This window comes from Parabacteroides goldsteinii DSM 19448 = WAL 12034 (assembly GCF_000969835.1).
In the GTDB taxonomy this organism is placed as follows: domain Bacteria; phylum Bacteroidota; class Bacteroidia; order Bacteroidales; family Tannerellaceae; genus Parabacteroides; species Parabacteroides goldsteinii.
Genome location: NZ_KQ033913.1, coordinates 1,439,857 through 1,459,765 on the forward strand (window position 1 = coordinate 1,439,857; position 19,909 = coordinate 1,459,765).

The window sequence follows — 19,909 nt, forward strand, 5'->3', positions numbered from 1 at the left end:
TCCAGACTCAATCAAATTCGACAAAATTCTTTTGTATCACCTCATAATAAGCAAACGGAGGTTTAACATATTCTTCCAGGACCTCCGTTGCTACTAACTGTTCGGTTTCATAATCGACTTTCCAGCCATGGTTATGCTGGGTAGTGAGCCGGACAGGGTCAAAATCCTTATCATCCTCTTTGGTGAAGAACATAGCATGTTCGCCTGCGACCGGTTTGCATTGTTCCGGCAAAGTCAGCCATGCCCTAGTTTGTGCTTTATGTTCACTTTCGTCAAAATATATCAGATGGTCAAGCAATTCCAAGAAAATATCCCAGCTTATGTCATACGGAAAAGTGAGGGCAAATACCTGGGTACTCATCGTATGCATCCGGATAATAGCTTCGTAACTGCGGGCATTATATATTTCCGTAAACGTACGCAACATTAAAGCCATTTGTGTTTCATCAACTCCTGCAACAATCACCATTTTGTCGTTACTGACGGAAACATTCGGACGCAAAGCCGGATCAGGACGCCTGTCTTTTTTAAAGAATTTGTTTCGCAAATAGAAAATCAATATGACTGCCAATGCGAAAAAGAACAGATAAGTCTTAACCGGCAATTTCTTACCCGGTTTCTTCGCCACTTGGATTGTCTTCAGCATGTCGTCATCAAGCCTGAATGTGATGGGGATTACCTTTTCATCTGCGATATTCTCTCCGTTACGGGTAGCGGGTATCCATTTTCCGCTTGTCAGGGCAACCAGGCGAATCGCTTCATCATTCAGCAACGGCTCCGAACCTAAAAAGACATGCGGTTCGGTAACCGAGCCATCCGGCTCTACCGTGCAGGAAACAAGGATCGTCCCACTCACCTCCTCTTCGGCGGCCTTCTCGGGATATTGCATATTCTGCCGGATAAACCAGAACTGTGCTGCCGAACCACCTGTGTATTCCGGGAAAGTACGGTCAGAACCTTCAGAACGAAGGATAGGACTATAAACCCCTTCACTGCTGCGCAACAAATACGTCAACATATACTGATTGTCCTCCATCCGGCTGAAACTCATGGAACGATATCCAAACGATGGCAAGTTATTGATATTTTTTCCCTCATTATCAGGAGGCAACATCACAACCTCCATCAATCCGACTTTTATCCTGGAAAACCGCAAATCGTTCAAAACATGGAGATACAAAGACTGGCGAACCATTTCTTCTCCTAAAGCATCTTTCTCCCTGATACTCTCGAAACGATACTTCCCCGCAATAGGGACGTTGCTCTTGTAATCATCTATAAAAGAATAGATAAGGCTGATTCGGGCACCACCCAGCAAAGGAATCGGCTCGCTTACAAGTCCCTGGCTTTTGGGATTATCAGGCGTAAAGGCTGTAAATTCACCCTCATTCGTACCGAAACGGGTAAATGATTTTGCCGGAAAAACAGCTTCCAGGCGGAACAGGGAAATATCTTTATCGGTAATCTTCGGTTCCTCAATAATCAAGCTATCCAGAAAAGGTTTCACTTCCTGCTTTATACGCAGTTCATCTGCTGTCAGATTATTATTCAGTTGTGCTTTCGCGTCCATGTTCCCCAGCAGGAAAACAGACAAAAGTAAAAATTGTAACAGGCTAACTTTCATACCACATACATTTACTTTACATCAGAACTGGAAATAAATAAACGGCTGCACACCGGCACTCTTGAACTGCACTACAACAAAAATCATAACCGCCAGAATAACAGCCTGCACCAACAAAGGAGAACGGGTTACGACTCCCTGCACCGCATTCTCTGCCGACTTAGGCATGAAGTGAAGCACATAACCAATCACCATCAGGATAAAAACACCTTTATAACCCGCTACAAATTGTGTAAATACTTCCGGATGGAAGTTTGTAAAGATTTGCGAAAGCATCTCCTTCACCGTTTGTATCGAATCGGCACGGAAGAATATCCATCCGAAACAAACCAAATGAAACGTAATCAATATGCCCAAAACCCTGCGCCAGGGCTTCATTTCAGACCCTAGTTGCTTGAAACTGCTGAACCGGCTCATTATAAACTTATGAATCGCCAGCGCCACTCCATGAATGGCTCCCCAAATGATAAAACTCATCGAAGCACCATGCCAGAGACCACCCAGCAACATTGTAATCAGCAGGTTTATATACGTACGGATTTTCCCTTTCCGGTTCCCACCCAACGAAATATACAGATAATCTTTCAGCCATGAAGACAGAGATATATGCCAGCGCCGCCAGAATTCGGTAATGGTCGCCGACTGGTAAGGTGAATCGAAGTTTACATTAAACCGGAAACCTAAAAGCAAAGCAATACCAATCGCCATATCCGAATAACCGGAAAAGTCGCAATAAATCTGCAAAGCATAACCATAAACGCCCAGCAGATTTTCCACACCGGTATAAAGCAAAGGCGCATCAAAAATACGGTCTACAAAGTTCAGGCTGATATAATCGGAAATCACCGTTTTCTTAAACAAACCACAGAGTACCAGAAACAATCCTTCGCCAAATTCGGAACGGGTGACGGTCGGTTCCTTATAGATTTGCGGAATAAAGTCACGGGCACGGACGATAGGCCCTGCCACTAACTGCGGAAAGAACGATACATAAAACACATAATCTATCCAGCGTGTCAGCGGCGTAATCTTCCCCCGGTATACATCAATGACATAACTGATTGTCTGGAACGTGAAAAAAGAAATACCGACCGGCAGAAATATATCCATCGGCTGATACGTAACGCTTTGCATGGCCATATTTCCAAACTGGTAACCAAACATCCTTGTTACCGAAGCAATCATATCCAACAGGAAATTGAAATACTTAAAATATCCCAGCATCCCGAGGTTTATACATAAACTAAGAACAACCCACAGTTTACGCTTCCATTGGGTTGTAGTATGGAATATTCCCTGCGCAATACAAAAATCTGACGTGGCAGTAAATAACAGCAGGAAAAACCAGAATCCGCTACTCTTATAATAAAAATAGATAGAAAACAGCGTTACATATATAATACGGGCCAGCAAATGTTTCCTGAGTGACATATAAATAATCAGGAATCCTATAAACAGGAAAAAGAACAACCCGCTACTGAACAGTATCGGCGACAGGTGTTGATAGGTGAGCACCTCTCCCAGCTTGGATAAATCTATATTATCGAACATCGTTATCTACTATATATCGGTTATAGGTTTGCATCAGGGCACGATACAATAAAATGCCTTGCTCCTGATAGCCTTCTTTCGTAAAATGAACACGGTCTCTTCCCATTAAACCGGTCTTGCGCCATCTGGCAGAAGAGTTTTTCCCTCCTGTCGAAGCAAACAAATCCCAGCATGCCAGACCTTCGCGACGTGCCACTTCGACAATCGCCTTTGCTGCACGTTCTGTATTTTCATTGCGCACATACGTACGTTTCTTGTTCACATACACCCGTTTATAACATTCGGGAGGAGTTGTCAGCAAGATGGCCGTATGCGGCATTTGTTTTTTCACTAAGGATATAAAATCTTCAATTTGCCCGGCAAATTCATTACGGGTAAAGCGCCGGCCGAAAGTCTCGTTCGTTCCTAAAGAAATAATTAACAGTGACGGATTCAGCAAAGCCAACTGGCGGACATAGTTCTCGTCTGTATAATTTACATACATGGCACCGTTCACACCGATCGAATGATACAAAATACCCGGTTGCCCATTGGTCAGATTGAAACCATAATAAAGGTTCTTAAAAGAAGAAGCCGGAAGCAAGTTATCCGTTCCCTGTTTCCTTCGCGTACTGTGCAGTTGCAACGTGTCGACGAGACAAGAGATGCGGAACGTATCGGCAATCACTCCCGGCGCACACGGCGCCGTACTTAATACCGTCCTGACAGAATCTTTCATTTTTCCGGCCGGCAGCATCGGCATGGACTTCTCCCCACGGTAAATGACTGCCTGGTTAAAAGAATATCCGGCACCGTTAGTAGGTGCTATGCTGATATCGAAATTGATGGATGGCGACGCGGACTGGATACCGATACCACCCGGCCCAATCGGACATTTCCGGTTGTTCTGGATACAACGTCCGGCAATCCATTCCTTCGCTACGGATGAAATGAAATAATCGTCCGGTTCGTTCGTCTTGCTCAGTTTGAAGGGAGCAATCCAACCACGCCCGGCATTGCCGAACTGCTGTTGAAGGAGACGCATCATGCGCCCGCTATAATGTCCTGCCTGTATATGCGAATCGCCCAGCTGCACAATCGTGATAACCGTATCTTTTCCCGCACGCAAGGAATCGAGTCCAGCAAAGAAATGATGCAACGGAGCATATTCATTTACGCAACTGTCGGAGGCCGGCAACTGAATCGAGTCGACAACGGCTCCCATAAGATAAGAAGCAAAAGGCAAGGCAATCGTATCCGGCACAGTCAACGTATCGGACAACACATCCCCTGCATCCTGAAACGATGAGCGGGAAGGCGAAAGATTCTTCGCCCCTACGGTAATCGCGAGCAATGCCAACAAAACCGACAAATTAATTAACCACTTTGTCTGCTTCATCATAAAACTCCTTTTCCAATAATAATGCATTAAAAAGAGCCGTCGCTATTTCGCGCCCGCCTCTGAAACTCAGATGTGTATAATCTTTGCTTGCCCAATTGTTCTCAACATAACGGACCATGCTGTTCTCGCCCCCCATCGCACCGAACGTATTCCAGAACGGAATACCTGTTTTACGAGCAATCTGCCTTTGTGTATGAAGCAAGGCAAGCACGGCAGGCATCGTTTCAAACTCACCCTCTTCCTGATGGCTACGGTCTGAAACACCTAACAGCAAGATATCCGCCTCCGGGAAACAAACCTGTACATGGCGAACCGCTTCTTCCATGCGTTTGCTATACCAGCCGTAATGTAAAACGCTGTCGCTTACCACATTCAAACCATACTGAAGAATAATCAGGTCGTATGGCCGGACTTCGGTCAGATTCCGGCAAAGCGAACTATCCAGACGGTTCAATATCATACCGGAATTACCACGCAGGGAGTAATTATCAACGACAACACCTGAATTATCCTCCAGAGCGACACCCAACGCACGGAAACCTTCCGTCTCCGTAAAAGAGAAAGTAGCTTCTGTAAATGTCCCTTTCCGTTCATATTGTGTTATTTTCGAAACGACAGGCAATAACTCATTGATTGTATCCGGCAGATTGTTATAATGCAATTTCATCCGGGTTCGGGTATTCTGTTCATACAGAAATTTCAGCGAAGAAGCCGATTGCAACTCCGGATAACGGTTTGTTGTCTTGACAGATACGGATACCTTTTCACCTTTCGGTTCAAACATCATTCCGGAAAGCGTATACCCATGTTCATGGTCGGTCAGCATCGACCAGGTGTGCCATCCTTCCGAGCGCTGTTCGATAGTCGGACGGAACTGTGCAGCCACGGAAGTAATAGGAACAAACCCCACTCCGCGCCCGCCAAACTCTTTCTGCAAGGCAGAACGCAGGTCGGCAACGACAATATCCCCCTCAATAAACGAGTCACCCAGAAAAGCGACACGCACCGGTCGGTTCATTGTCTCCCGGTTTTTCAAGGCTGTAAAGAAACGCTTCAACCCGATATGGCCTACCGAATAATCTTCGATATGCGTACCGAGCGAATCCACCCCCTGGACAGAATACATTATATTATACAGGGAATCGCGTAACACCAATGCCGTCGAATCAATCCCCGTCGAACGGATAATCGAATCGCGCAATGCTACTGAATCTATTTCCAACGTATCCGGTTGTTCGAGCTGTTTACGCAGCGAGTCCATTGACAACGATTGCGTTTTCACCCGTAAATCCGAAAGTAAGTCAACCTTTTTTATTTTCTGGCCGAACATGTTGTCCGGCAGATAATATAGTCCCAGGCAGATGCAAAGCGTTATAAGTAACAGCATCAGCAACCTGCCGAAATTATCTTCCTTATTCATTTACTCATTCTTACGAAGGTACAAAGATAAGGATAAAGTTTCATTTGTAACGTAAAAGTTGCGGTATTTCAGATGGTTCGCTGGCAACCCTTATTCCTGCATCTTCCAATGCACGTATCTTTTCGACTGCGGTGCCGGCCCCTCCGGAAATAATAGCGCCGGCATGTCCCATCTGTTTACCCGGCGGTGCAGACTGGCCGGCAATAAAGCCGACCACCGGCTTGGTGACATGCTTACGGATATAATCGGCAGCCAGTTCCTCAGCATTTCCTCCAATCTCTCCGATTATCACGATTGAATGCGTTTCCGAATCCTTCTCGAACATCTCCAGCAGTTCGCGGAAATAGAGGCCGACAACAGGGTCGCCTCCCATTCCTACTGCGGTAGACTGCCCCATACCGTTGGCCGTCAAATGATAAACGACCTCATAGGTCAATGTTCCGCTACGGCTGAGCACACCCGTATGGCCTTTCGTGAAAACCTTTCCCGGCAGGATCCCGACCAGACTTTCACCCGGAGAAATCAATCCGGGACAGTTTGGCCCAATCAACTTTGCCCCTTTCAGTTGGACAAAGCGATAGGCTTTTATGACATCGACGGTCGGGATTCCTTCAGTGATACAGATAATCAGCTCAATCCCGGCATCGGCCGCTTCCATAATGGCGTCTGCCGCAAAACGGGCAGGGACGAATATTATCGAAGTGTTAGCTTGTGTTTGCTGTACGGCATCGTACATCGTATTGAAAACCGGGATATGCTCGATTTCCGTACCGCCTTTGCCCGGTGAGGTACCACCTACGACATTGGTTCCGTATTCTTTCATTTTCAGTGCGTGGAAGAGGCCGTCGCGTCCGGTTATTCCCTGCACGACCAGCCGGGTCGATTTATTTATCAATATGCTCATGGTAACTTTTCTTTTATTGTTTATGTGATGCTTCAACAGCCATCAGGGTGGCTTCTCCCATTGTTTCGGCAACTTTGAAACGAGTGTTGCGCAACAAATCGCGCCCCTCCTTCTCATTTGTGCCTGTCAAACGGACAACGACAGGGATATCGGTATCAATTTGCTCAAAAGCCTTCAGCAGCCCGTAGGCAACATCATCGCAACGCGTAATACCTCCGAAAATATTTATCAGCACAACCTTTACCTGTGGGTCTTTTAAAAGTAGCTTCATTGCCTCAATCACTTTTTCCGGATTCGAACTTCCTCCTATATCTAGAAAATTAGCCGGGTTTCCGCCATACAATTTAATCATATCCATCGTAGCCATCGCCAGTCCGGCACCGTTCACCATGCAACCAATCTCGCCACCCAGATGCACATAACTAAAACCTTTTTCCTTCGCCTGCGCCTCCGTCCTTTCTTCCTCTGTCGGTTCAAACAGTGCCAAGACACGAGGCTGGCGGTATAACGCGTTATCATCAAACGTCATCTTGGCATCAATAGCCATCAAGACTCCGTCCTTCGTCATAACCAACGGATTGATTTCAACCAGAGAAGCATCTTTCTCGATAAAAAGCCGGTACATATTCCGGATAATCGCAGCCATCTGGTTCACCTGAGCTATCTTATCGAACAAGGTAAAGGCATAACGGCGTGCCAGATAATCCGGAATCCCGATAAGCGGGTCGATCCGGAAATGAAATATCTTTTCGGGACTCCGGCGAGCCACTTCCTCAATATCCATCCCTCCTTCCGCACTCATCATCAGGACAACTGAACGGGAATTGCGGTCGATAACAAAACTGACATAATATTCAAGATGGATATTCACCGCCTCGCTCACAATCACACGGGTGACAGGGAAATCTTTAATCGTCATGCCCAGAATCGCTTCGGCGTGCTGCAATGCTTCTTCCGCATTGCCTGCCAGTTTAACACCTCCGGCCTTTCCCCTTCCTCCGGTCAATACTTGTGCCTTGATTGCAACCTTTTCATTCCCCAGCTGACTGAAAGCAGCCGTAACCTCTTGCGCCGTGTTACACAGAATGTGCCGTTCCACTGGAATCGCATAGTCTGAAAAGAATTTTTTCGCCTGATATTCGTGTATCTTCATCTGGTAAATAATTTAGTGGTATTCACTCCTATTTTATAACAGATAAATAAATGAAGAAGTTGTTGAAGTCACCATATATATCCGGCTGTTTTCCAGCATAAAAGGAGAAATAACCTGTATTAACCGGACTTTTATTAGGAAAACTCGTTCCTTTTTCCTATATTTGTTAGAGAAGAATATGAGGAAGATGAGTTATGGATAATATTTCAGGTTATATTGAGCAATTTGTCCTGGATAAACTGAATACGTTTAACGAAGGCAGAAACACAGATAAAGGTGTGTATTTCATACTTTTGCCGAATGAAAAAACGGCTTATTACACACTTTGGTTCTACAACCCGGCAGCGGAATTTCATCCGAATGTTTTTCTCTCCACACTGGATGTGAACGCTATTAATTCAGTGGAAAAAGCGATGAAAACGACAGCCAACTCTTTCGCCAGGCTGACGATTAAAATGAGACTGGAATCCATCTCACATAATGCCGACGACATTGTCTCTTTTGGCAAATATCGTAGTTATCATCTGTTTGAAGTGGCCGCCATCGACCCTAAATATGTCACCTGGATTGCCAACAAATATGAAGCACGCGTACAAAGCGAAAGACGTTTCAAGGAACTGGCAGCGACCTATTCATGGGTATATCAGGACCTGAACACTTCCCGCATGCACAAAGTGCCTGTCAGCCGTTTTATCGGAACGATAGATGAGAAATTAAACGATTTGCATCTTTCCGTCCGGCGGGTCAAGGTGGAAGACAATCCGTACAAAACCCGTTCAGTCCGGGGAACCACCCATTTCTACGTCGACCAGAAAATTGTTGCTTCGGATGAATCCGGCAATCTGTTTTTCTTCACCATCCGGGCATCCGACCGTAGCCTGGAAAGCGGTAAGTTAAGTAATGCCGACCATGCTTATCAGGCGGGAGAAATCATGCATATCCGTTCGGCCAAAGTAATCAAGCATTATACTTCCCGGAATATCCGTTATACGAAGTTGGGATATATAAAAACAAAATAATACAATAACATTTGACAGGTAAAAATCCCATTCGAATCCATTTTTAATTTCTCCCGGGAGAAATTTCGATTTCATTCGGATGAAAATTTATTTTCTCCCGGATGTGGCGTTCTTCCTGTTTTAGGAGGAAAATATATTATAGAGAAGAAAATACGCGAAGAGATGATTATGACTTATTTTACATATAAAATGGCATTTTTACAAAAAAAGACTCAACACGCTGTATATTATTAGTATAGCATCAATTTAACAATAGTTAATTCTCCCGAAACCCTAGTTTCCGAGTCCGAAACTCCCCAAAAACGGACTTTAAGTACACAAAGTAAAGTAAAGAATAGTAAAGTAACAACAACAGCAACAACACGTGCGCGAGAGCGGAAAAAATCGAATGTCTTTTTTTCTTTCCCGATATTTCTGTTATTTAGCAGCTTTTCCTATCTTTACCGCATTATAACCGGAAAACATGTTTACAAAAAAAATAACGCTCGTACTATTTGTATTCGTTGCACTCTTTATTTTCAACGGCACTCTCTTTGCCCAAGAGAAAGCATTTCCCAAAAAGGGAGAAGGCATCATCCTTTTTCTGAAACGCCATAATCGTGTCGGAAAAGAGTATCATGATGAGTTCGTAAAACTGAACAAGACTAAACTCGGTAATGGGAATAGCCTGAAAATGGGCGTTAAATACCAATTGCCGCCATTAAAGGGGGCAGCGGCTACCGTGGCAAGGAAACCTAATTACGAGCCCTTATTCGGCAAGGAAATGGCCGAATACAAAGTCACATCCTCCGAGTTGAAAGGCTGCTGCTTTTATCTGGTGAGCGGACACGGCGGTCCCGACCCCGGAGCCATCGGTAAAATGGGCAATGTAGAACTTCACGAAGACGAATATGCTTACGACGTCATGCTCCGCCTGGCCCGTAACCTGCTGATGCGGGGCGCCAAAGTGCACATCATCATCCAGGATGCCAAAGATGGTATCCGCAACGACAAATTCCTGAAAAACAGTAAACGCGAAACCTGCATGGGCGACCCGATACCGTTTAACCAGTTCCGCCGTCTTGAACAGCGGTGCGATAAAATCAACTCTTTATTCAAGAAAGACAAAGAAGTATACAAACGCGCCATCTTCATGCATATCGACAGCCGCAGTAAAAGTCACCAGACTGATGTTTTCTTCTATTATCAAGACAAAAATTCGGAAAGCAAACACCTGTCAAAAACAATGAAATCGACTTTCGAGCACAAATACAACAGACATCAGCCCGGCCGCGGATTCACTGGGACAGTCGGCCAGCGCGGATTGTATGTTTTAAGAAAAACAACGCCTCCCTCCGTTTTTGTCGAACTCGGCAACATACAAAATAGCTTCGACCAGAAACGTTTCATTCTCAGCGACAACCGCCAGGCTTTAGCAAACTGGCTCTGCGAAGGTTTCATAACCGATTACAAACGTTACAGGAAAAAACTGAAATAAACGGGAGACGGTATATGACAACCGTTGTTGAAACATAGGTGTTTTAATGACAAAACATATATACAAACATTCTTTCGAAAATAAGCCGGTCGATAATCGGACAGCTCAATTTTTTCTAATTATTACCCCTTAAGAACAACCGTTATTCCATAAAAATATATACCTTTGTGAGATTATTGTTGAATCGTTTTAAAACACCATGAATAATTCTTACATATCTCCTTTTGCAAAACCCGTTTATGTGATGTTGAAACCGGTAGGTTCGGTTTGTAACCTGGCCTGCGAGTACTGTTATTACCTGGAAAAAGGGAAATTGTATCCGGAAGTAAAGAATCACATCATGAGCGAGCAACTGCTGGAAAAATTCATCAAAGATTATCTGGAATGCCAGACAATGCCTCAGGTACTCTTCACCTGGCACGGCGGCGAAACACTGATGCGTCCGATAAGTTTCTACAAAAAAGCACTCGAACTTCAACAGAAATACGGCCGTGGAAGGCAGATAGACAACTGTATCCAGACAAACGGGACGTTGCTGACAGACGACTGGTGCCGTTTCTTCAAAGAAAACAACTTTCTGGTTGGAATATCAATCGACGGTCCGCAGGAATTTCACGACGAATACCGCCGGAACCGCCAGGGCCTTCCCTCCTTCTACAAAGTGATGAAGGGAATCGAGTTGCTGAAAAAACATCAGGTAGAATACAATGCGATGGCAGTCGTAAACGATTACAATGTCGATTATCCGCTTGATTTTTATAACTTTTTCAAAGAAATAGATTGTCATTATATCCAGTTCGCCCCTATCGTGGAACGGTTGGGACAACACACGGACGGGACAACGCTGACTTCGCCGGAACAACAGGACGCCCATATAAAATTGGCCCCCTTCTCCGTCGATTCCGAAAAATGGGGTGATTTCCTTTGTGCCATCTTTGATGAATGGCTGAAAAAAGATGTGGGAAATTACTATATCCAGTTATTCGATGCCACACTGGCAAACTGGGTCGGAGAACAGCCGGGCGTATGTACCCTGGCCCGGACATGCGGACATGCCGGCGTGATGGAATTCAATGGCGACCTTTATGCGTGCGACCACTTTGTATTCCCCGAATACAAACTGGGCAACATCTACACGCAGACATTAACAGAAATGATGTACAGCCAGAACCAGTTAAAGTTCGGAGCTGATAAATACGACAAGTTGCCGGTGCAATGCAAAGAATGTGAATTTCTCTTTGCCTGCAATGGAGAATGTCCCAAAAACCGCTTCCTGCATACAGCCAGCGGCGAACCGGGATTAAACTATTTGTGCAAGGGCTACAAAAAATATTTCAGGCACGTAGCGCCCTATATGGATTTTATGAAAAAAGAATTATTGACCCAGCGTCCGCCCGCAAACGTGATGCAATGGGCAAAAGAGAACAGAGAGATTTTATAAAACAATATGAAATACAACAGACGTGATTTTATTAAAACAGGAGGTATGGTTATGCTTGGTTCACTGGCAGTTCCTTCTTTTTTAGAAGGTTGTGCCGGTAGTACTGCTGATAAAGCTGCCGGTATCTCGTTTGCGTTAAACCATTTCGGTTTAAGCGAAAGCGATATGAAAAAAGTGCTGAACGCAGCACTGGAAAAAGGAGGAGATTATGCAGACCTCTTCTTCGAACATTCTTACCGTAACAACATCGGTTTACAAGACGGTGCGGTAAACCGCGCCTCTTCAAACATAGATTTCGGAATGGGCGTACGCGTCCTGTCCGGAGACCAGACAGGTTATGCCTACGTTGAAAATATCTCGCTCGACGAGATGCTGACAGCCGCTCGTACGGCTGCTCGTATCGCTAACGGTGCTGCCGGAAAAGGACCGGCCAAACTGACTGAAGAACCGATTATCAATAATTATTATGGTGTACAAACACCTTGGGACGAGATTGCCGTCAACCAGAAAACGCCTTACCTGCAAAAACTGAACGACCAGATTTTTGCACTCGACAAACGCGTCCATAAGGTAATGGCTTCTCTCGGAGATACAACGTCGCACATCTTTTTCTGTAATTCAGAAGGACAAACATATTACGATTATCGTCCAATGGTAACTCTGGGCGCCGTCTGCATCATGGAAGACAACGGTAAGATTGAAAACTCTTACGCTTCCCGCGCATTCCGTATGGGCGCCGAGTTCCTGACCGACGAAATCATAGCCGAAGTAGCAAAAGAGGCGGTAGAAAAAACGTCAATCCTCTTCCAGGCCGTGAAACCCAAAGGCGGCGAAATGCCTGTCGTGATGGGGGCCGGTGGTTCAGGTATCCTGTTGCACGAAGCCATCGGACATGCGTTTGAAGCCGACTTCAACCGCAAGAACACGTCCATTTTCTCCGACCAGCTGAATAAGAAAGTCTGCAACGAACACATCAATGTGGTTGACGACGGTACAATCCCGTTCAACCGTGGTTCCGTGAATATCGACGACGAAGGTGTGGAAGGACAAAAGACATATATCGTGAAAGAAGGTATCCTGACGAGTTATCTGCACGACCGCATCAGTGCGAAACATTATGGTATCCCTTCTACAGGCAATGGACGTCGAGAGTCGTTCCGCCAGATGCCTATCCCCCGTATGCGTGCCACTTATATGGAGGCTGGAAACGTGACGGAAGAAGAGATGATTTCAACTGTAAAGAAAGGTATCTATGCCTCCAGCTTTACCAACGGGCAGGTACAGATCGGTGCAGGCGACTTTACATTCTTTGTAAAAGACGGCTATCTGATTGAAGACGGAAAACTGACACAGCCGATCAAAGATATCAACATCATCGGTAACGGTCCGAAAGCCTTAGCCGACATCACCATGGTGGGCAACAATTATAAGATGGATAACGGCACATGGACATGCGGCAAAGACGGACAATCCTGTCCGGTAACTTGCGGTATGCCATCTGCTCTGGTTAGTAAACTTACTGTAGGAGGAGAAAATTGATATGATAACTAACGATAATAAGAAACTGGCCCAGTGGGCCATGGAGTTCGCATTAAAGAACGGTTGCCAGTCCTCACGGGTAACGCTGTATAATGGTTCCAGCAGTTCATTCGAAATCCGGGACATGAAGATTGACCGCTTACAGCAGGCTTCTGAAAACAGTCTGGTTATCCATCTGTTTGTCGATGGCCGTTACGGTTCTTTCTCCACCAACCGCCTGGATAAAAAGGAACTGGAAAAATTTATCCGCAACGGAATCGATTCAACCCGTTACCTGGCAGAAGACAAGGCCCGTACATTACCTGACGCTTCCTTGTACTACAAAGGAGACGGTGCTGACCTGCAACTGATTGACCCTAAATTCGACTCCATACAGCCGGACGAAAAAGTATCGCTGGCCATGAAGACCTGCGAAGAAATGATGGGAAAAGACGACCGTATTATTTCTGCCAACTCTTCTTACAGCGATGAGAAAGACTTTAAATATATGGTTGCCAGCAATGGTTTCGAAGGTGAAGCCTGCGGTTCTTCTTTCAGCCTGGTTGCCAGCGTCAGTATCCGTGGCGAAGGCGATGCCCGTCCCGAATCTTACTGGTACGATTCTTCCTTGTATTTCGATACGATGATTAAGGAAGGATTGGGTACAAAGGCATTGGAACGTGTTTTCCGCAAGCTGGGACAAAAGAAAGTGGCTTCCGGCAAATATCGCATGATTGTCGACAATATGAATTCCGGCCGTTTGCTATCTCCTGTTATCGATGCTTTATACGGTTCTTCTATCCAGCAGAAAAACTCTTTCTTATTGGATAAGCTCGACCAGAAAGTATTGGGAGACAAACTAACCCTCATAGACGAGCCGCATCTTATCAAAGCATCCGGCGCCCGTTATTTCGATGGTGAAGGTGTTGCCACCAAGCGGATGCCCGTATTCGAAAACGGAGTACTGAAGACCTATTATATCGATACCTATTCTGCCAACAAGATGGAAGTGAAGCCGACTATTGCCTCCCCCTCCATCCTGACCATGCAGATGGGCGACAAAAATACGGACAGCCTTATCGCTTCAGTAGATAAAGGTATTCTCGTTACAGGTTTCAACGGAGGTAACTGCAACAGTACAACCGGCGATTTCTCGTATGGCGTGGAAGGCTTCCTTATCGAAAAAGGGAAATTGACCCAGCCGATTTCAGAAATGAATGCAACCGGAAACATGATTGCTTTATGGAATAATCTGACAGAAGTAGGAAACGACCCTCGTCTGTTCTCCAGCTGGCGTATTCCGTCATTACTTTTCGACGGCGTTGATTTCAGCGGGTTATAATACTTATTCAGAAAAAGGATATTGCAAAAGCAGCTGACACCGCAACTGTCAAACACTTATGCAATATCCTTTTCTTTTATCTTATCAATAAATAAATCGAAATAAAATGGCAGACGCTACCGCCTAGAACGAAGAAATGCCACATCGGATGCATATATTTATATGTATCGAAAAAATAAAAAACGCATCCTACCGTATAGAACAATCCTCCGCCAATCAGCCAGTACAACACATCCATTGAATCCGTCCGCTGAAAGACATCAACCAAAGGCTTGAAAGCGATAATAACCACCCATCCCATTGCCAGATAACAAGTAGTTTTCAGATGATCGGTCTTTTTCATCTTCCTGAAACTGAGAAAAACGCCGATAACGGCAGCAATCCATACAATTGCAAATAATAACCATCCCCAGTAACCTTCCTGCCGGAGCGCTACCAAAGTAAAAGGCGTATAAGTACCTGCAATATGTAGATAAATAGCACTATGGTCAAAACGACGCAGTAATCTCTTCTGCCGCGCATGGGACGAAGCATGATAAAATGTAGAGGTGACATACGAAAGCGTCATGCTAAGCGCATAAACCACCGAACTGCCCACTGCCCAGGGATTTCCATTACGGATAGAAGCTATCAGTAATAAAACGATAGCAACTATCCCGAAAATCATTCCTGCACCGTGCGTCAGCACATTGGCTACTTCTTCACCATAAGTTTGTCTTTGTTTGGTCCTGACCATCGCAGGTTACAATTGTTCAGCCTTAAAGCCGGCATCTGTTACTGCTGCAATTATTTTATCAGCAGGAACATCCGCTGTTACTTCCAAAACCTTATCCGGCGATTTCAGGTTGACAGACCATTCATCTTCCTTCACCAACTTATTCAGTTTAGCACCGATAGCAGCCACGCAGCCGCCGCATTTTGCGTTTGTTTTAAATTTCATTGTTGCCATAATCTTTTTGTTTATACTATTACTTCATAAATTTCAGTCTCAAGCTGTTAAGCACCACAGAAACGGAACTGAAAGCCATCGCCGCACTTGCCAGCATCGGATTCAATAACAACCCGTTTACCGGGAACAAAACGCCGGCCGCCAAAGGTATTCCTATCAGGTTGTAAATAAAGGCCCAAAACAGATTCTGATGAATCAGCCGCACCGTTCGTTTCGACAATTTGATTGCTTCCGGTAACAATAACAAATCAGATGTTATCAATGTCACCATCGCTACATCCATCGCAATATCCGTCCCTTTTCCCATCGCAATGCTCACATCGGCACGAGCCAGTGCCTGCGAGTCGTTTATACCGTCGCCTACCATAGCAACTTTCTTTCCTGACTTTTGAAGAGCCATGATATATTCTTCCTTATCATCAGGCATCACTTCGGCCTTAAAATATTTTATACCTAAAGTATCAGCCACTCTTTCCGCCGTCTTCACACCGTCGCCTGTCAACAAATGCACTTCTATTCCCATATCCGTCAGGGTCTTTACAGCCGCAGCCGATGTCGGTTTGATGCGGTCTGAAATAGCCAGTACAGCCAGCAAACGGTTACCTTCGCCATAATAAACGACGCTTATTCCGTTGTCCTGCCATTTACGTATCTGCTTCATAGTGTCATCCGGTATCTCCGAACCGAATACCTCCAACAATCCGTGGCTTCCAACCCAGTAAGTAACACCGTTGACTTCCATCCGGATTCCCCGGCCGGTAAGGCTTTCAAAATTACCGGCTTCACACGTAGAGGCTCCCGAATCTTCCAGCCAACGGATAATGGCAGACGCCAGCGGATGCTCCGATTTCAATTCCGCAGTATAGAGAATATCCAGATAACAGACATTCGATTCTGTCAACCAGCAGGAATCCACGACAACCGGAATCCCTTCCGTCAATGTCCCCGTCTTATCCAGTACAATCGTATCGACTTTACAAAGAGTCTCCAACGCATAAGCATCTTTTATCAGGATATGCCGTTCGGCTCCTTTTCCCATCCCGACCATCAGTGCCGTCGGAGTTGCCAACCCTAGGGCACACGGACAGGCAATCACCAATACTGAAACAGCTGAAAGAAGGGCATAAGAGAAATAATCCCCGCCGCCAATCACCATCCAGCAGATAAACGTTACGATAGACAGGAGAACGACTACCGGAACAAATATACCGCTTATTTTGTCAACTATACGTTGCACGGGCGCTTTACTTCCCTGGGCAGCCTGCACCATCTTGACGATTTGCGCCAGAACTGTTTCATTCCCGACTCCGGTCGCCTCCATCGTAAAAGCACCTTTTTGGTTGATTGTTCCGGCCAATACCCGGTCGCCGGCAACTTTCTCCACAGGAATCGGTTCCCCGCTCAGCATGCTTTCATCTACGGAAGAAGAGCCTTGCAGCAAAGTTCCGTCCACCGGTATTTTCTCACCGGGACGAACACTTACAATATTTCCCCTTTTCAAAGAAGAGATAGGAACTTCCTCCTCTTTTCCGTCAGTTACAAGACGGGCCGTTTTAGGCTGTAATCCCATCAGGCTTTTAATAGCAGAAGAGGTACTGTTCTTCGCCCTCTCCTCCATCAACTTGCCCAACAGCACAAAGGCGATAATCACCCCCGAGGCTTCATAATACACATGCGGCTCCAATCCCTTTTCAATCCAGAACTGCGGATAAACCGTATTGAAGAAACTGAATATAAAAGCAATGGAAGTACTGAGGGCCACCAAAGTATCCATATTGGCACTCTTTTGCAGCGCATGGCGCACACCGTTCACATAAAACGACCGCCCGAACAGAACCATAATAGCCAATGCCAGCACCATCATTATCCAGTTAGCGTAGGGCATGTGCATAAACACCATCCCCAATAAAGCCAAAGGCACTGATAATATCCACGCTCCGATTGTATTCCGCTTCAGTTTCTTATAATGTTTACGCGCCATCTCTTCCTGTACGGCCAGCGGATCTTCGGCCTCAACCACCAAATCATATCCGGCAGCCTGTACGGCTTCCTGCATTTTCTGTAAACTGATTACCGAAGGATGGTATGTAACCGATAATGTATTCGCTGCAAAATTAACAGATGCCTCTTCTACTCCGGGAAGTGCTTTGACGGTACCCTCCACGTTATTGGCACAAACCGCACAACTCATCTCAAGGACGGGCAGTACCTTACTTTCTACATCTTTCATTATTATGTTTATTTTATACCGATTCTATTGTAGAACAAAGATACGAATAAATCAGTTGCAACAAAGTTGCGGAATTTCATTACGCTCATTAAGATATGTACGAATTTAATAGTTTTATTTGGTATATTTGTCCTATTATTTAACAATCGAATACCCGACCTTTGTCAGACGAATTAACGAATGAATTTATAAAACGAATACAGTTATGATACTTGACTCCTTGAATAACACAGAAAAGGTTGAATGCTTGCACCCTTTGTTTAAAAAAGCTTTTGATTATGTAAAAGCTACTGACTTCTCCAAAATGGAAGACGGCAAATACGAATTGGACGGCGCCCGCCTGTTTGTCAGCGTAGCCAGTTTATCCGGCAAAGATAAAAACGATGCAGCAATCGAAACGCATAAGAAATATATCGACATCCAGCTTCCCCTTCTAGGTGTTGAAAAAATCGGTTGGAAACCGGGATGCGAATTGCAGGAAGTTTCCGTGCCTTATAACGAAGAGAAAGACATCGCTTTCTTCGTTGACCGCCCGACTGCCTATACAAAAATCTATCCCGGGCAGTTCGCCATCTATTTTCCGGAAGACGGCCATGCACCCGGTATCGGAGAAGGAAATATCCGCAAAGTGATTGTTAAAGTACAAGTCGAAGAATAATTGCCTGATACAACAAAGGCCGGTATCTTCTTTAAAACAAGAAAGTAACATTCTTATAAGGAAATACCGGCTTCTTTATTCTCTCTACATTTCAGAAAAGTATTTATCGCCAAAGCAAATTAAGATTATCCAATCCCTTTACAAGAAATTAAGCCTGCCATCAATAATTTAATCTGTAACGATTAATTGCAGCAAACAAACAAATCTTTTGTTTTATATGTTCTATTTTTTCTCTCATAACATTTGTGTTTCAAATATTATCTATATTTGATTTCAAAATAAATCTCACAGCATGGATGAGCAAATAATCTGTCTTGATTCTCCCACTGATTTTATGGTTGGCAAATATGTTTCTGCTGACGAACTTAAACACCTTATGAATGTTCCCTGTAAGATTAAAGCAGGTGTCTTCATTCTTTGCATGGAAGGGTATGTCTGCTCGACCATCAATCTGGCAGAATACAAAACAACCAAGTCCAACATAATTACACTAACTCCCAACAGTTATATTCAGGTACATGAAATGTCTGATGACATTCTAATCTATTTTGCAGCTTTTTCTTCTGATTTTATGAGTTATGCAAATTTCTTAAGAAGTACAATGAGTTGTTTATCTATTATTTACAGACATCCGGTTATTCCTATCTCTCAAAAAATATCGAATCTGATTGCCAGCTTTTATGAGCTTTTATATCAGTACGCCGTTTATCCCAATATATCGAACAACAAGGAAATGATAAAAGCGATTTTCACAATGTGCAGTCAGGGAATTATAGAATTATACGATAGTAACCACTTTTTAGAGAAACAGGAACTCAACCGCTATACAGAGATTTATCAGGATTTTATAAATCTCGCCCTACAATATTATACAACAGAACGTAATGTTACATTCTATGCAGACCGTTTAGGGTTGACACTCTCCTATTTCTCCACCTGCATAAAAAAAGCTATCGGGCAAACTCCCCTTGAAGTACTGACACAAATAATAATCATAGACGCCAAAGTACAACTGAAAGGAACAAACCAGGAAATTAAAAACATAGCAATGGAGTTAGGTTTCACCAATTTATCATTCTTCAATAAATTTTTTCGCCATCATGTAGGAATAACACCTCAGGAATATAGAGGAAAACTATATACATATTCCAATTATCAAAAAGATATTGATTAATATGATTTCTTTTTATAAGAATAAAAAACAGAACATATTATCCCAAAAATATATCACGCATATTCACT

The 19,909-nt window shown here is 44.4% G+C and carries 16 protein-coding genes; 7 read left to right on the top strand and 9 right to left on the bottom strand.

Translation table 11 applies throughout. From position 1 onward, the window contains the following. Window positions 1-7 precede the first annotated feature (7 nt). The 6 genes from HMPREF1535_RS18905 to sucC are packed head-to-tail and all read right to left on the bottom strand — an operon-like array spanning window position 8 to window position 8,033. On the bottom strand, window positions 8-1,624 hold the full coding sequence (locus tag HMPREF1535_RS18905; protein ID WP_046147135.1) for an energy transducer TonB: 1,617 nt from the start codon (window positions 1,622-1,624) through the stop codon (window positions 8-10). A 21-nt stretch (window positions 1,625-1,645) separates the two neighbouring features. Then, a complete protein-coding gene (locus tag HMPREF1535_RS18910; protein ID WP_046147136.1) occupies window positions 1,646-3,175 on the bottom strand; it encodes an MBOAT family O-acyltransferase in 1,530 nt (509 codons plus the stop codon). Beyond that, complete coding sequence (locus tag HMPREF1535_RS18915; protein ID WP_046147625.1) at window positions 3,165-4,553, bottom strand: GDSL-type esterase/lipase family protein; 1,389 nt, start codon at window positions 4,551-4,553, stop codon at window positions 3,165-3,167. The genes HMPREF1535_RS18910 and HMPREF1535_RS18915 overlap by 11 nt, the downstream gene beginning before the upstream one ends. Beyond that, window positions 4,528-5,976 (bottom strand): SGNH/GDSL hydrolase family protein, encoded by a 1,449-nt coding sequence (locus tag HMPREF1535_RS18920; RefSeq protein WP_046147137.1) that lies wholly within the window; start codon window positions 5,974-5,976, stop codon window positions 4,528-4,530. The genes HMPREF1535_RS18915 and HMPREF1535_RS18920 overlap by 26 nt, the downstream gene beginning before the upstream one ends. A gap of 40 nt (window positions 5,977-6,016) precedes the next feature. Continuing rightward, on the bottom strand, window positions 6,017-6,880 hold the full coding sequence (gene sucD / locus HMPREF1535_RS18925; RefSeq protein WP_007656920.1) for a succinate--CoA ligase subunit alpha: 864 nt from the start codon (window positions 6,878-6,880) through the stop codon (window positions 6,017-6,019). A gap of 13 nt (window positions 6,881-6,893) precedes the next feature. Next, entirely contained in the window at window positions 6,894-8,033 is a 1,140-nt protein-coding gene (gene sucC, locus HMPREF1535_RS18930; RefSeq protein WP_010803052.1) for an ADP-forming succinate--CoA ligase subunit beta, read from the bottom strand. Between the two features lie 194 nt (window positions 8,034-8,227). Between sucC and HMPREF1535_RS18935 the strand changes: the two genes are divergently transcribed. The 5 genes from HMPREF1535_RS18935 to HMPREF1535_RS18955 all read left to right on the top strand — a co-directional run bounded on the left by HMPREF1535_RS18935 (window position 8,228) and on the right by HMPREF1535_RS18955 (window position 14,830). Beyond that, window positions 8,228-9,052, top strand: coding sequence for an exodeoxyribonuclease X C-terminal domain-containing protein (locus tag HMPREF1535_RS18935; RefSeq protein WP_046147138.1), 825 nt, complete (start codon window positions 8,228-8,230; stop codon window positions 9,050-9,052). A gap of 463 nt (window positions 9,053-9,515) precedes the next feature. Then, window positions 9,516-10,529 carry an N-acetylmuramoyl-L-alanine amidase family protein gene (locus HMPREF1535_RS18940; RefSeq protein ID WP_046147139.1) on the top strand — a complete coding sequence of 338 codons (1,014 nt, stop codon included), beginning with the start codon at window positions 9,516-9,518 and terminating at the stop codon, window positions 10,527-10,529. A gap of 199 nt (window positions 10,530-10,728) precedes the next feature. After that, window positions 10,729-11,970 (top strand): anaerobic sulfatase-maturation protein, encoded by a 1,242-nt coding sequence (locus HMPREF1535_RS18945; protein ID WP_046147140.1) that lies wholly within the window; start codon window positions 10,729-10,731, stop codon window positions 11,968-11,970. A 6-nt stretch (window positions 11,971-11,976) separates the two neighbouring features. Beyond that, entirely contained in the window at window positions 11,977-13,509 is a 1,533-nt protein-coding gene (locus HMPREF1535_RS18950; RefSeq protein ID WP_007656925.1) for a TldD/PmbA family protein, read from the top strand. 1 nt (window position 13,510) lies between these two features. Continuing rightward, complete coding sequence (locus HMPREF1535_RS18955; protein ID WP_046147141.1) at window positions 13,511-14,830, top strand: TldD/PmbA family protein; 1,320 nt, start codon at window positions 13,511-13,513, stop codon at window positions 14,828-14,830. 76 nt (window positions 14,831-14,906) lie between these two features. Here the strand turns inward: HMPREF1535_RS18955 and trhA are convergent, their stop codons facing one another. From trhA to HMPREF1535_RS18970, 3 genes are read right to left on the bottom strand one after another with little or no spacing between them, the layout of a single operon-like run. Beyond that, complete coding sequence (trhA, locus tag HMPREF1535_RS18960; protein ID WP_046147142.1) at window positions 14,907-15,566, bottom strand: PAQR family membrane homeostasis protein TrhA; 660 nt, start codon at window positions 15,564-15,566, stop codon at window positions 14,907-14,909. A gap of 6 nt (window positions 15,567-15,572) precedes the next feature. Beyond that, window positions 15,573-15,779, bottom strand: coding sequence for a heavy-metal-associated domain-containing protein (locus HMPREF1535_RS18965; protein WP_046147143.1), 207 nt, complete (start codon window positions 15,777-15,779; stop codon window positions 15,573-15,575). A gap of 19 nt (window positions 15,780-15,798) precedes the next feature. Continuing rightward, the gene (locus HMPREF1535_RS18970) at window positions 15,799-18,009 is read right to left on the bottom strand and encodes a heavy metal translocating P-type ATPase (RefSeq protein ID WP_046147144.1); all 2,211 of its coding nucleotides are present in this window, start codon (window positions 18,007-18,009) and stop codon (window positions 15,799-15,801) included. Between the two features lie 205 nt (window positions 18,010-18,214). On the opposite strand from HMPREF1535_RS18970, the gene HMPREF1535_RS18975 reads away from it, so the two are divergent. Together HMPREF1535_RS18975 and HMPREF1535_RS18980 are read left to right on the top strand one after the other, a co-directional pair. Next, window positions 18,215-18,667: a NanQ anomerase/TabA/YiaL family protein gene (locus tag HMPREF1535_RS18975; RefSeq protein WP_046147145.1), complete on the top strand. Its 453-nt coding sequence runs from the start codon at window positions 18,215-18,217 to the stop codon at window positions 18,665-18,667. A 292-nt stretch (window positions 18,668-18,959) separates the two neighbouring features. After that, window positions 18,960-19,841 (top strand): helix-turn-helix domain-containing protein, encoded by an 882-nt coding sequence (locus HMPREF1535_RS18980; protein WP_010803045.1) that lies wholly within the window; start codon window positions 18,960-18,962, stop codon window positions 19,839-19,841. Window positions 19,842-19,909: the final 68 nt, after the last annotated feature.

What these genes read in the sequence shown, in the direction of transcription:
- trhA (WP_046147142.1), bottom strand. Translation starts at nt 15,566, where the DNA reads ATGGTCAGGACCAAACAAAGACAAACTTATGGTGAAGAAGTAGCCAAT.
- HMPREF1535_RS18950 (WP_007656925.1), top strand. Translation starts at nt 11,977, where the DNA reads ATGAAATACAACAGACGTGATTTTATTAAAACAGGAGGTATGGTTATG.
- HMPREF1535_RS18910 (WP_046147136.1), bottom strand. Translation starts at nt 3,175, where the DNA reads ATGTTCGATAATATAGATTTATCCAAGCTGGGAGAGGTGCTCACCTAT.
- sucC (WP_010803052.1), bottom strand. Translation starts at nt 8,033, where the DNA reads ATGAAGATACACGAATATCAGGCGAAAAAATTCTTTTCAGACTATGCG.
- HMPREF1535_RS18945 (WP_046147140.1), top strand. Translation starts at nt 10,729, where the DNA reads ATGAATAATTCTTACATATCTCCTTTTGCAAAACCCGTTTATGTGATG.
- HMPREF1535_RS18920 (WP_046147137.1), bottom strand. Translation starts at nt 5,976, where the DNA reads ATGAATAAGGAAGATAATTTCGGCAGGTTGCTGATGCTGTTACTTATA.
- HMPREF1535_RS18965 (WP_046147143.1), bottom strand. Translation starts at nt 15,779, where the DNA reads ATGGCAACAATGAAATTTAAAACAAACGCAAAATGCGGCGGCTGCGTG.
- HMPREF1535_RS18955 (WP_046147141.1), top strand. Translation starts at nt 13,511, where the DNA reads ATGATAACTAACGATAATAAGAAACTGGCCCAGTGGGCCATGGAGTTC.
- HMPREF1535_RS18975 (WP_046147145.1), top strand. Translation starts at nt 18,215, where the DNA reads ATGATACTTGACTCCTTGAATAACACAGAAAAGGTTGAATGCTTGCAC.
- HMPREF1535_RS18980 (WP_010803045.1), top strand. Translation starts at nt 18,960, where the DNA reads ATGGATGAGCAAATAATCTGTCTTGATTCTCCCACTGATTTTATGGTT.
- HMPREF1535_RS18940 (WP_046147139.1), top strand. Translation starts at nt 9,516, where the DNA reads ATGTTTACAAAAAAAATAACGCTCGTACTATTTGTATTCGTTGCACTC.
- HMPREF1535_RS18970 (WP_046147144.1), bottom strand. Translation starts at nt 18,009, where the DNA reads ATGAAAGATGTAGAAAGTAAGGTACTGCCCGTCCTTGAGATGAGTTGT.
- HMPREF1535_RS18915 (WP_046147625.1), bottom strand. Translation starts at nt 4,553, where the DNA reads ATGAAGCAGACAAAGTGGTTAATTAATTTGTCGGTTTTGTTGGCATTG.
- sucD (WP_007656920.1), bottom strand. Translation starts at nt 6,880, where the DNA reads ATGAGCATATTGATAAATAAATCGACCCGGCTGGTCGTGCAGGGAATA.
- HMPREF1535_RS18935 (WP_046147138.1), top strand. Translation starts at nt 8,228, where the DNA reads ATGGATAATATTTCAGGTTATATTGAGCAATTTGTCCTGGATAAACTG.
- HMPREF1535_RS18905 (WP_046147135.1), bottom strand. Translation starts at nt 1,624, where the DNA reads ATGAAAGTTAGCCTGTTACAATTTTTACTTTTGTCTGTTTTCCTGCTG.